11 protein-coding genes are annotated in these 13,101 nt (G+C 35.0%); 4 read left to right on the forward strand and 7 right to left on the reverse strand.

Annotation, left to right across the window (positions count from 1 at the left end):
• Positions 1 to 185: 185 nt before the first annotated feature.
• The 3 genes from ACYVFA_RS15845 to ACYVFA_RS15855 all read right to left on the reverse strand — a co-directional run bounded on the left by ACYVFA_RS15845 (position 186) and on the right by ACYVFA_RS15855 (position 3,972).
• Complete coding sequence (locus ACYVFA_RS15845) at positions 186 to 2,021, reverse strand: TlpA family protein disulfide reductase (RefSeq protein WP_460472819.1); 1,836 nt, start codon at positions 2,019 to 2,021, stop codon at positions 186 to 188.
• 91 nt (positions 2,022 to 2,112) lie between these two features.
• Positions 2,113 to 2,325 carry a hypothetical protein gene (locus ACYVFA_RS15850; protein ID WP_460472820.1) on the reverse strand — a complete coding sequence of 71 codons (213 nt, stop codon included), beginning with the start codon at positions 2,323 to 2,325 and terminating at the stop codon, positions 2,113 to 2,115.
• A 30-nt stretch (positions 2,326 to 2,355) separates the two neighbouring features.
• Positions 2,356 to 3,972 (reverse strand): vitamin K epoxide reductase family protein, encoded by a 1,617-nt coding sequence (locus ACYVFA_RS15855; RefSeq protein WP_460472821.1) that lies wholly within the window; start codon positions 3,970 to 3,972, stop codon positions 2,356 to 2,358.
• 265 nt (positions 3,973 to 4,237) lie between these two features.
• Between ACYVFA_RS15855 and ACYVFA_RS15860 the strand changes: the two genes are divergently transcribed.
• The gene (locus ACYVFA_RS15860) at positions 4,238 to 4,648 is read left to right on the forward strand and encodes a helix-turn-helix domain-containing protein (RefSeq protein WP_460472822.1); all 411 of its coding nucleotides are present in this window, start codon (positions 4,238 to 4,240) and stop codon (positions 4,646 to 4,648) included.
• Between the two features lie 672 nt (positions 4,649 to 5,320).
• On the opposite strand, the gene ACYVFA_RS15865 is transcribed toward ACYVFA_RS15860, so the two are convergent.
• The 4 genes from ACYVFA_RS15865 to ACYVFA_RS15880 all read right to left on the reverse strand — a co-directional run bounded on the left by ACYVFA_RS15865 (position 5,321) and on the right by ACYVFA_RS15880 (position 9,725).
• Entirely contained in the window at positions 5,321 to 7,291 is a 1,971-nt protein-coding gene (locus tag ACYVFA_RS15865; RefSeq protein ID WP_460472823.1) for a caspase family protein, read from the reverse strand.
• A 22-nt stretch (positions 7,292 to 7,313) separates the two neighbouring features.
• Complete coding sequence (locus ACYVFA_RS15870) at positions 7,314 to 7,532, reverse strand: TPR end-of-group domain-containing protein (RefSeq protein ID WP_460472824.1); 219 nt, start codon at positions 7,530 to 7,532, stop codon at positions 7,314 to 7,316.
• 202 nt (positions 7,533 to 7,734) lie between these two features.
• Positions 7,735 to 9,228: a S1C family serine protease gene (locus ACYVFA_RS15875; RefSeq protein ID WP_460472825.1), complete on the reverse strand. Its 1,494-nt coding sequence runs from the start codon at positions 9,226 to 9,228 to the stop codon at positions 7,735 to 7,737.
• Between the two features lie 83 nt (positions 9,229 to 9,311).
• Positions 9,312 to 9,725 (reverse strand): hypothetical protein, encoded by a 414-nt coding sequence (locus ACYVFA_RS15880; protein WP_460472826.1) that lies wholly within the window; start codon positions 9,723 to 9,725, stop codon positions 9,312 to 9,314.
• 307 nt (positions 9,726 to 10,032) lie between these two features.
• Between ACYVFA_RS15880 and ACYVFA_RS15885 the strand changes: the two genes are divergently transcribed.
• The 3 genes from ACYVFA_RS15885 to ACYVFA_RS15895 all read left to right on the forward strand — a co-directional run bounded on the left by ACYVFA_RS15885 (position 10,033) and on the right by ACYVFA_RS15895 (position 13,038).
• Entirely contained in the window at positions 10,033 to 11,616 is a 1,584-nt protein-coding gene (locus ACYVFA_RS15885) for a hypothetical protein (RefSeq protein ID WP_460472827.1), read from the forward strand.
• 63 nt (positions 11,617 to 11,679) lie between these two features.
• Positions 11,680 to 12,402, forward strand: a complete 723-nt coding sequence (locus tag ACYVFA_RS15890) for a hypothetical protein (protein ID WP_460472828.1) — start codon at positions 11,680 to 11,682, stop codon at positions 12,400 to 12,402.
• Between the two features lie 24 nt (positions 12,403 to 12,426).
• Entirely contained in the window at positions 12,427 to 13,038 is a 612-nt protein-coding gene (locus tag ACYVFA_RS15895; protein ID WP_460472829.1) for a hypothetical protein, read from the forward strand.
• Positions 13,039 to 13,101: the final 63 nt, after the last annotated feature.

Consider the following 13,101-nt stretch of genomic DNA (forward strand, 5'->3'; position numbering starts at 1 on the left):
TGCAAAGTTCGCTCCCTTGTTTTATTTATTCAACTCATCATACATTTGAATCTACAACCCCATTATTAGGCTGGAAAATACGCTAGATTATTAAGTACAAAATGACTTTTTATTCAATATTGAAATAGTTTATTATAATTTAGAAATGGGGAAATGATAAACTTGCTAATAAAGCGGGACCATATTTACCGATTTTTGTTTTGATTTAACAATTGTTCGATTGCCGAATAAATATTATTAATTCCTACTGTTGAACTGTAGCCAGTTTGCTTATATCTTATTTTACCTTTTCCATCTAAAATCAAGATTGTTGGTAGAGAACCAATTTTCAATGATTTTTCAGATAAATTTTTAGTATCAAATAATACATTTATATCAACCCCCTTTTTATTCAAAGTATTAAGAACATCTTGTTGAGAAATATTTTCTGACTCTTTCGTGTTAATGTAATAAAAACTAATCTGCGGATTGTCACTATAAATACCTTCTAACTTTTTCAAGTCAATAAATTCCATCCAGCAAGCTCCACACCAAGTGGCCCAAAAGTCCAAAATAATTATTTTCCTTTCAAAATCCTCGTTATTTATTTTTTCACCATTCCGATTGTTAAATTCTATTTTCGGAAAACTATCCTCAACTAAATTTATTCGATTTAATTGAAAATTAACATTCCTCTTTTCAGAGATATCAAATGTTTCATCGTTTTTTGACTTTATTCGTAACTTTTCACTCTGCAAAAATGAATCATCAAAGTGTTTTTCTATAAAACTTAAGTAATTTGTGGTAATTGTTTCATCCTCTAGGTTCGAGAGTTCAAAAACAGCCTGCCTTAAAACAATTTTTGCCGAATCAATTAAATTTAACTTTGAAAGAATACTTCCATAAGTGTTAAAATAAGGTGCTAATCTCTTCTTTCTATACACCATCATGTCATAATCTGAAAGCACCAATGGTTCTCGCCAGTCTCTTGGTTTTTTTAGAATAATATCTTTTTTTAAATAGTACTTATTTGCAAGATTTTTAGCAATTTCTAGATGATTATTTTTATTATACAGAATTCTTGACGCCATAAAATAAGTACTAAGCATAACCTCAGAGTCTAAATTTTCAACTTCCTTTTCCCATTCATTAAATTTATCTTCTGAAATGTACTCCTCAATTGAATTTCCTAATAAATACATTAGATTTACATCAACTCCTTTCTTGTTGTTTGGTAAATAATTTTCATGCGCACTAAGATATTTGAGATAAACAGCTTTTTTTTGATTGAATCCTTTAGATTGATTAAAATCATTTATTGTACTTCTGAATTCCATATTCAATACGAATAAATCTTCTGGAAATGCTTTAATCCATTTTTCATAGATATTGTCTCTTTCGGTCTGCATGCCTAATTTACTGTAAAAGCTAACCAGTGCACCTAATTCTGTAGCACTTAAATTTTCAGAATTTGCCAATTCATCTAATTCGTCTTTAAAAATCATTTTATTTATTTCACTATCCAGCTCAAAACAATATAAATAATTCACGAAATACTTCCTTTTTAATTCTGGCTTTTTCTTGAATGAATTTTTGAAAATTTCTAATGATACCTTGTTATCACCTTCAATTTTTAAGTAATAAGCATAATTTTTGGAATTGAATTTGGCTAGTAAAGCTAACGATTCACTTTCAACCTCATTACTATTATTGAATAATACAAAATCATCTTTATTGGCGTAAATTAGTTCTCCTTGGTTACGTATATTGAAAAACAAAAATTGGGTATCAGGTGTTGAATTAACTTTAATTTCCCAATAATCTTTTTGTTTGTAAAGATTTTCAGCTCTAACTATGGTCTCCTGATTTAATTTAGATTCGTAAATGTAGACTTCAAGGCTATCAAATTGTTTTTTTGTGTAAAACTTCAAATTAATTGATTCTCCAGATTTAATTTCATTTGCTGATAAAACGAGTCTATCTTCACCAACTACTTTTAGAGAAAGAAGAAGGAAACAAATCAAAGTAAAAAGATATTTCATCTGATATTTTTTTATTAAATCTAAAATTTGAGTTATTTACGAATTAAATTAAATGAAATGAGCAAATGATCAATTCATTTGCTCATAATTTTTAGCAAGACTGGAAACTACAATTTACTGGGTTTCCAGAAGAACAATAATAACTTACTGTTTCTCTATAATTATTCAAGTCCCCTGGCGGCACTCCAAATGACCCCCCTCCACATTCGCATGTAGCTGAGTAGCACCAAACTCCACCTTTAACTTGTTTCATTTGTTCTTTTGAAAGAGACAAATCTCCTAAGTTTGCTAATAATTTTTTCATTTTTAGATGATTTAAAGTTAAATAATTTATTTATGATCTTGCAAAATCCGTAATCGAGATTGATTTTAATAGCCCTTTCAAATCATTAATCTCATATAATTCGGGCATTTTAAAACCATTAAAATAAATAGTGGGTGTTGCAGTAATTCCTGCTAGTTCTACCCAAATCTGATGTTGTCCTAAAGTATTACTTGCTATTGGGTTTTCGATAATATTATTTTTTCTTAACCATTTATCTACATCTTTCTCTTCATTTCCATACCAGTCATCAAGCAGTTCTGCTCGTTGATTCGCAGGCATTGAAAGAATAGTCCTTGCTATTATTCCTCGGGAGTCTTTATCTTGGTTACTAGCTAAAAAAATTACCTGACAACTCACTTCTTCATTTGCTTCAATTAATTCTTTAATGGCCTTGTGAACTTTTGCACACGGTTGGCAGAAAGGATTAGTTACTATAGTAATAGTATAAAGTGCTTTCGAATGACCAATTACAACCGGGTCTAGTACTTTAGATATAAATGGCATTTCGGGTTGTGTATGAAGTTGATTTAAAAAGAAATCGGGATTATTTTTAAATTTTCTTACATCATTCTTAAGCTTATTGGTTTGCTGACTTTTTTGCAAAATAGGTTTTAAGAAAATCCATACTAATGCAGGTGCTAAAAATCCCTGTAATACAGTCAAAGAGTTATTAAAAGAAAAGGTATTAAGCTCCTTTAAAAGAGAAGGGAATGAAACGGGCAGCGATATGAAAAATTCTATACAAATAACTCCCTGAACTAATAAACATAGAATACACCACTGTTTAGCTATAAAACCCTGATAATAAATAGACCAGCAAGTATATATTATAGCCAGACTTGCCAAAATCTGAAAAAGTGGAAAAGAAGCAGGAACGATTAAAAGACTAACAAAACCACCGGCAAAATAAAAGAATCCAACTTCCGACCAACTTAACCACGGAGTAATCTGGGCAGCGTTTGAATTAAGAATTGAATTGCAATTGATCTTAGTATTAAATTGACAAAGCGTTTGAATAAATGGATTATTCTTATCTATACTTTGCCAGAGTAATATCAAAGAAATAAACGTTCCAAGCAGCTTGGTGACTAATAAAGTATTATAATGCCAATCATTTGAAAAAGTATGATAAAAAACATTAATAAAAGTTGCTAATAGAGCCAATAAGAACAAAGGAAAACGAAACCCCGACAAAAACTCTTTTCTCCGGTTTTTCTGATAATCTTCTTCACCTGAGTTTTCATTAATCTCAGCTACCAGAATTACACCACTCCATTTTTTTATGAAATCCACCAGATTCTCCTTTATGGCTTTTTTATCAGAAGATAACCACTCAATTGTATTTTCTTTTATAGATTTTACAACAACAAAAGAGCCTCCATTCAAAGCTAAATACGTTAAAAACGGTGTCGGAATTTCAGTTAATTGTTCAGGTTTTATTCTTAATGAAGCATTCTCTATATGCCACTCATTTAAAGCATCACTAGTTGCTAATAGACTTGGATAGTGAGGATGATTTCTTAAAGTTTCTTCTACCGTTTCTTCAGTAACTTTTGCACCAATAGATTTGAGAAATAAATAAGTAGCTGAAATAGCGTTATCTTGAGGTGAGTTAATTCTAAACATCGGATAATAGAATTTTTTAGTCCAGTAACTCTACAAAAGTGGAAGTCTTTCTAATTAATACCAATCAGAATATTAATAATTAAATGATAATTTTTTTTGATAAAAGTGCCGTAAAATAATTTTAATAATATGTTAGAAGTTTATAAGTTGCTTCCTTTAAGTACTTTAAGTTTTAAAATGCTTTATTATTACTTGATTAATAAAATATTAATTTTTACCTTACGTTGATTTTTTAGTTAACTACTAATCTAAACTTTATGCTGCGATGAAAACCATAGAAGAAACCCTTTTCCGATATCAATTGGAAAGAAAAATTACTCAACACGAAATGGCTGATCTGCTGAATGTTTCACAAGCCACCTACAACAATTGGATTAATAAGAAGTCTGCAATCGCTCCTAAGTACTATTCGGTTATTGCCAAAGTCTGTGGTATTGATGTTTCAGTGTATGCTTCCGGCCCAACTTTTATTTCTACTCAAACTGCCAGTTTGCCTGACGATAGTATTCAGGTAAATGCCCTTAAACTGTATCAGAAATTTACTCAGAATTTAGAAGAACAGATTCTGTATTTGAAAGACCGTGCCAATGAATTACAATCTAAATTGCACGAAAAAGAAGTCCTTTTAAAAACTCAACAAGATGAGATTACTCTTTTGAGAAAGCAGATTTTGTAATACCTGATTTTAGTAATTCTGTTTACAACCAGATAAATATCTTTTTACAATTCAGAAATTATTTATTCAAGAAAATCAACCTCAATAGCTAATTTCTTTCTACTGATATTTATCACCATTTCGCCAAACCCTTTTAACATTTTCTTCAATACCTTTTCAGAATTTTGAATAAGGGTGGTTTTTTATTTATCAGATTTAACAGGACTTTCTTCTATCTTTTAAGATGCATAGTCCCTCACTACGTTGGCCAGGAAAGTATATATACTAATTCAACTTATTTTCTTTAATTCAGAATTAGTTTATTATATCATTTTCGTTAAATAAAGTTTGTAGAACCTGAATAATATATACCACAGGAATATATTTATTATCCTCACAAGTCTTAAGAGTGGATTCCCCAACCCCAAGCAATTGGCCAAACTTCTTTCTACTCAATCCTTTTAGGTATCAATAGGTTATAATCTTGCCTCATAATGTACTCGTATCAATTTCAAAAAGTAAAAAACCTAATATACAGTTACATTGAAAACACTTCTATTTTCAATGTAAAACTGGTCTTTAAAAAGTTTGCCTGTAACCAGTTTCAACTCTGGTCAATTATTCTGTATTGCTTCTGATTCGTTAAATAAAGTTTTCAGAATCTCTATTATGCCATAAGAATGTCAGCCAAATTCAACGAGGTTCTAGCTGATAAACAATTGTTTGGGTAAATACTTTATTGTCATCCTCATTTTGCAGCCCCCCAATTCCACGTCTTGTATAGATAAAACCTTCAAGTGGGTGCAAACTATTTTTATCTCCACCCCTGAATTGAGCCATTTCTAAAGCCTTAAAGTCTAATTGCTTACCTACGGCGGCAAATACCTTTACAATATGTTGTCCGTAGGGTTCATCAGGCCCAATGCTTACCGTTCCACCATAATTCCTTTCCAGTCCAGATTTCAGCGGTTCTTCCAGCCTGTTATTGGCAGGATAAATTTGCGTAAATGTACCATCAGGCCAGAATTCCAGAATCGTAATATACAGGTCTTTGTCAGATAAATTTTTCGTACACACACATACCCTATCCCCTACACGTATCTGTTGCACTGCATTTTGCTCGTTTTTCCCCTTCAGGTATTCGCATTTGTCTGAACCATCATTTTTATTAATCTGTATACCTACTTTCAGGTCTTCGTCGGCACCTGTAAATCCTTTAAGCGCCTTCACTTTTGTAAAAGTTTCAATACGTGCTTTAAGCTTATCAGCAGCAACAGAGCCTCCGAAAGAGAGCGTTGTTTTAGGATCCATAAGATACAATCGCTGAGCAGAGTCTTGTTTCAGAATCAGATCTGCCTCTTCAGGTGTTTTCACCCAAAGCAAATTAGGCAATGTCTCTAAATTCTTTTTAATGCGAGTTCCAGCGGTAGCATCTATGCCTTGTGTCGTAATTTTCACTACCAGATCCCGATAAGAATATTCGGTTATAAACGCCCAGAAGCTATTTTTTTCAGTACCTTCCGGAAGAGGCGCGTCTAGTTTTGCTTTGGCAGATAATGAAGTGGCCGACTGAACCACTCCCTTAAATAGCGCCTTTGCTTTGTTCGGGTCTGCTGTTCCGGATGGATAAAGCGCTATTTTTGTGTCGGGTTGAAGATTATGAATTTGTCCGGCATTGAGTGTCACCATATCAGAATCTATCTCTGATATAGTAAAATAAGGGACTTGTTCTACCACGTCTCCACCAAAAAATACCTGATCAATGTCACCTTCAATCATCGGTGTCTGGCCGGGCAATTTACTTGTAACGGTATTGACTATATTCGCAAAAAACTGTCGATAACTTGTATTTGAACGAAGTTGGGCAAAAGCCTTACTCATGGCAAAAGTAAGAGACCCATAACTCTTTTTCGATTTATCATCATCAATTTCGTAATTAGGTTGGCTCGAAGCCGTGCCGCCAAATGTGACCATTTTCCCTAATCCGCCAATTCCAACACTTGCCGATTCAATCATACCCGATTCATTGTTTTTTTCTTTAACACCTCTCAGCTGTTTTCCCTTGGGCACTATAGCTGCTCTACCACCGCGCATTTTCCCTATCCCACGTGCTGCAGTACCCGAATGACAGGCGTCAATAAAAGCAACCACGTGGCCGTCAGTCCCAACAGCTTTACGCAAATCTTCGAGCATAACACTTAGCTCATCGTCAAGTAGATGTTTTTCTCCTGCATAAGTCGAGTCTCCTTTCAGGGTTGCCGGTGAGTCATACAATACAAGCGCTTCATCCAGTTGGTCAGGCTCGTCGCCACTCACATCAAAGACCTGCTGCCCATGTCCCGAAAAATGAAAGATGATTTTATCGCCTTTTTTTATCGTTCTTTTAAAAGCATTAAAGGCATCTCTTACCCCGTTTTTGGTAGCTTTTTCTTCAGGTATCACCAGAATATTGTTGGAGCTAAACCCTTGTTTCAGCAGTACCGCTCTGAGTAACTCAAGATCGTTCTGGCTACTAAGCGGATTTGAACCCTCCCAGCCACCACCAGCCGGGTAGTTGGCTATAGCAATGATAAACGCTTTCTTAGACGGGTCGGTAGTAGTTGGTTTTGTTTGAGCAAAAGCAATCTGACCCCATAGAACGATAATAATTAGGACATTTTTCATGAGTGATTATTTTAAATGACAGCTATTTTTTATACTTTTCTATCAATGCACTGAATTGTGGTAAGTGACGGATGTTGTTTAAATCGGTATCGGTCTCGATATATTTGAAATCTCTGAAACTTTTATTAATGGCTGACTCTAAGTAAAGTAGCGATTTTTCGGATTGGTTTTGCAAAGCAAAAAGGCAAGCAAAATAATAAAGTGTTTCTCTCCGGGTTGGATCTAAATTTAATGCGGACATCAGAACTTTTTCAGCCTCTGAATATTTCCTTTGTCTTATCAATGAGAAAGCCAGACCATCATAAGCAACTAAAGTCTCTATAAATGATTCATTATGTAGTATTCCGGGGCTTAATCTGAGCCAATAAGGCAGAGCTTCCAACCAATAGCCAGAACAATACCCAAAAGAAACAATTTGTTTGCAAACCCATATTCAATTATATTTAATACCATAATACGCCTCTCAGTATATCATCGTAGTCAGAGAAGTTTATTCTAAGAAGCTGAGGTGTTTCAGCATCTTTACCCACCACCACCATATCCAGATAGCCATTTGTGCCACAGATTTTAAGCGTAGCACCCATATCTCTTACCTCAGCCATTCGCCATAGGTTTTTACTTTTCTGGTTTTGCACAATTCCTGCAGCAACCACCCGATAATAACTTCCGGTAGCCGGAGCACCCTCTTTCGAAAACCCCGAATTTTTATAGCCATACGTCTCCCTTCCTTTGGTAGTAAAGGTAAGCGTTGGCTGGCTGAAATCCCAATCAATCCGGTCAGCAAGTGCTTTACTCAATACATACCTGGCAAGGTCTTCAAGGGTTTGTTTTTCGAGCGTACTTGCTCTGAATATCACGTCTTCTGTTCTATCTTTAAATTTAAAAGTCAGTTTAATATCGGTATTGGGTTTTACCTTTTCAAATTCACCCAGTGATTCTTCCAGTGATTTTACGGGTACATCATTTACTTTTAAGAGAATAGCGCCGAGTTTATCTCTTAAAAACCTGCTACAGGCAGAATTAGGCACTACACCCGATAATACGGGCAAACTATCTATCGGTTCTATACCCATGCCCTCTCGGGTCTGAATGATATGTACTCTACGCGATAGCTCAATACCAAGGTAAGCTCTTTTTACTCTGCCATTGTTGGTAATAATATCATTAATCAATCGCTCAGAAAGCTGATTTTCAAGCACAAAATTGATCTGAGACTGCCAGATTTGTTCACCAGTCGGAGAAGTAGTAAAGGCTATTTGTGAGTTAATACCTAAAACTTCGCCACGGGTATCCACTAATGGGCCGCCACTATTACCCCAGATAATGGTAGCGGTGGTCTGAATAAACCCGAATTTGCCGGTATTACCGCCGCGTACCCGGTTTTTGGCACTTACGATACCATTAGTTACTGTATAGGGATATTCGCCCAGAGGATTGCCGATAGCATAAACGGTTTCTCCGATTTTTGCTTCAGACTGACGAAAACGCAACACCGTAATCTTATCTCTTGGGGGTGTCTGTACAAATTCCAGCACAGCAATATCATAAAAATTATCGCCACCTACTATTTTAACCTCATACTTTTGCCTGTCTATCGTATACACAAAAATACTTCCGGCTTCATCAGAAGCCGACTCAATCACATGGGCATTGGTAATGATATAGAGACGCTTGTTTTTTTCAATAATAAAGCCTGATCCGCTACTCGACGAGCCACTCAGATCAAGTGCTTTCTGGTAGGCAATATCACTTATTTTATCCTGAGCACCCCCCCTCATACCTAACACTTTGTTTGCCCCCTGTAGTTTATAAATACCAACCGTAACAACACCAGCCAGTGCTTCTTCAAGGCTGATAACAGGGTCAGTATTGTTTTGGGCGAATGTCTGTTGGAGAATACAAAAGAACAAGATGGTAAAAAGAATTATTTTCTTCATGAGAGCGGATGATTTAAAAATTAATCAAAACAACCCTCAAAACAATGCTAAGAGGGTTGAGATTAAAATCGTTGATAGCAGGTTTATTTGAGTGTATAGGTATAAACCCCTTCGCAATTGCCATCAGCTTTCCATTCCCGGGTACCTCCGGTCGAAATACAATAAATCTTTGTATAGCCTGACTCAACAGTAACTGTTCCTTTATCCCACGGATCAAGGATTCCCTTATAATACCCATCTACATACACTTTGATGTAAAGCCCTGTCCAATTGTCAAACTTTACAATACAAAGGTCACCTCTTGATTTGGGTGGCTTCGGAACAGGGTTATCAACCGTAGGAAGATCTACTTTGATATTCGGGTTTGCTCCGCGTGCTTTGGCTACCGCTTTACCTGTAACTTCTACAGATTTCGATGGCTTTGTTTGGGCTGAAGTCGAGAAAGACAAGGCTCCTGTCAATAGGAGAAACATACAGAAAAAAAGACACTTTTTCATTGTTGTGAAATTGTTAGATTGTGAAATTTTACCAAATGTAGAAAATGCCTATTACAACTATATCAGCTGAATTTTATTTTTCTGGTTTATTTATCCTACGACATATTTCTCTGATTTTTGAGCATTTCAAGGGCTTTGGCCTATTAATTCCGGACGATTATGGGGATGAATTACCCAAAAAGTAGAGCTTAAAGTCCGTTTATCTCTCTTCTGATTGCCCTGCTTTTTTAAAATCTAAACCTATTATGTAATTTTATAAATCAACAGTTATTTAGCTATCGAAATCAAACAAGAAAAATATTACCATATGAAAAAACAACAGAAACCGGTTAATATGCTTTGGCTGTTTTTATTGGTTGTTCTGACAATATCGACTCTAAAAGCCCAACCGAACTACAAAGCCGGAATAGTGGACAAGGTTTTTAATGACCTCAATAATACATTCGGAGAATACCGTGGAAAATTAAAAGTAGAACTGGTTAAAGACCGGAATCCGAAAGAACCCTTAATAGCCTTATATAGACCGCAGGATAACAAAATACTGATTTCGGAAGAATTATATGATTTGTGTCGAACACTCAAGGCAGACTCGCTCAATGCCCTTGCGGTTATTCTGGGGCATGAGTTGAGCCACCATTATCTGAAACATACCTGGCATGAGACCTATGGTTTTAGTAAACCAACGCCTGGTGTAACGAATAAAGATAAACAAAAACTGGAAAGTGAAGCCGATTTCAATGGTTGTTATGCAGCACAACTGGCAGGATATTATACTCAAACGGCATTTCCTAACATAATAGACGCCATATATACTAAGTTTAAACTCCCTGAAAATATAAACGAACAGTATCCTATTAAAAGATTCAGGAAAGAAACCTATATTGAAAAAAGTAAAGAATTACAGCGTCTGGTTTCTATGTATCGTATGGGGCAGATACTTTATTCTTCCAAATCATTCGAAAAAGCAGCCGCTTGTTTTGAATACATCAGTAATCATCTGCCAAGCCCCGAAGTGCTGAATAATAAGGCCGCTTGCCTGATTCAGGACTATCTTCAACGTCAACCCTACACAAGATTTATTCTGCCGATTGAATTTGATGTCGTTACCCGGCTAAGAGAGAAACCAAAATCAAGGGGGCTTGAAGAAGTAATAGAAGCGCAAAGGCTTCTGGAAAAAGCTTTAGGAATAAATCCTGATTATGAATTGGCAAGGATTAATCTGGCTTGCTCTTATATTCTTACTAAAAACTACGCTGCTGCTATTGGCGAAATAAATAAAATAGAAAAACCTTCAGCCGATGCCTTAACCGCAAGAGCCATTGCATACTTTGAAGATGGCCAAAAAGACAGAGCACTGGCTGACTTTGAATCGGCCAGTAGAACCAATGGCGAAAAATATCAAAAAAATCTTGAGCTATTCAATCAATTTTCTCAGTATTCATTATCGTGGTTAAAAAATTCTTATGAAACCGTAAGTTCATGGGTTGATGATATTTTAAGCAATTATTATAGCAGCAATAGGCCTGTAGTCATGAATATACCAGAATCTGGTTTCAATCAATTTATCTCTACATCAGAGTCGTTCGCCGTAGCAGTTCCATTGATGGCTACTGTTAAAATCAAAACAAATGAGCTGGGGCTCTATAAAATTTTATACGACAAATCTATCTTCTGGTTTATGGACTCAACGTTCAACGGCAAGTCAAAAAGAGGTGTTGGTGTGGGCGATACTGAAAAAACAATGATTAAAAAATATGGTAACCAATACAAAACTTATCCGCTATTTATGGGTATTGAAGAGTACATTTATACACTGAAAAATGACCAAAAATTGATTTTTGTGCTGCAGGATAAAAAAATCATACAATGGGCTTTGATTTTGAAACAATGAATAGGCTATTCAAAACTCTTTTCTCAAATTAGCACAAACATCAAAACGTTAAATCAACAGAAAATGAGATTTTTTAAAACTTCAAAGCAAGATGATGAGCAACTTTTACAATCGATGAGAAATGGAAATGAATTGGCTTTAAACAGGCTAATCGAAAAATATTCTGGCAGAATCAGAGGATTTCTACGCAATCAGGGCTCAGAAGACGATGAAAATAATAAAACATATACAAATGATGCTTTTTTAATTCTTTATGAAACCTATGGGAGAAACGGAAAAATATTTGACCATTCGAGAGGTACCGTCTTTTCTTATCTTTGCCAGGTTGCCAAACATAAGTTTTTAAATGATAGAAGAGGAAATAAGTTTGATTTTGATGATATTGAAGAAGGGGAACTAAACGATCCAGAAGGATTAAGTGATTTTTACGATGAACTTGACAAAAAAGCTTTTAAAGCATTTAACAAAAAAATTACGCTGGAAGTAGTCATGGAGTATATGTTTAATATCCAGTGCTTTAGTGACCGATGCTTAAAACTTTATTCGTTAGATTATAAAAAGTTAGGACTAGACGACTTTAATCAGACAATCGCTGATCTCGCCTCCAATTATCTTGAGCATGAAGAACGAATAAAAGACGAAACCATTGCTTTAGAAATGACCCGTTGGTCAGACAAAAACGAAATTCCTCCTCAAATTTATAATGAAAATCTTGTGCGGGTAACCAGAAGAAGGTGCAAAGAAGATTTAAGAAGATGTATTCTTGGAGCTGGGTATGTGTGGTAGTATTAACAAAAAAACAAAAAGACAATGATTATTAATGATTCAAATAAAGAACAAGTTTTTGATGGCCTTATCAACCGTATATATACGCTCGAAGAAATGAGGCTTATAAAAGAACAGTTTGATAAAAATCCGGAATTGCTCAAAGAATATCAGTTTCATAAGCTGGTCGTACAGGCATCAAATAAAGTAGCAAAGCAACAGCTGAAAGAACAATTAATAGAAAAGGGGGTGAGTTTTGAAGAGCGTCCTTTTTTGGTCGGTATACTGAGAAACTATCCTATAGCCATTGCTGCCTCTGTTTGTATATTACTGACTATTGGATACTTACTTATTGATTCCCCTTCTCCGACATCAGCAATAGCGCAGCAAGTAGAAATTCAAGCGCAGGAAATCACCAGAAAAAACCTGGGACTAGCCGGAGAAAGTGATACAACTAATCTTACTAAGACCATACTTATGTATCCTGATGATAAAGAACAAGGCTATGCCTTCAGAAATGATACATTGGTGCTTTATGGTAAATTTGACCCTAAAATAATACGTTATCAATATAATATTGAAACACAGGAACGTAAATTATTGATTGGAAAAGAAACTGAAATTTTAGAGTATGTTACTGAAAAGAAGAAGTTCTGAAATTTTGTTCGGCCTTATTTTTTTGATTAGCTCAACGATATTTGGTAAGGATAAAACAAATTC

The sequence above is a fragment of the Emticicia fontis genome, assembly GCF_054779675.1.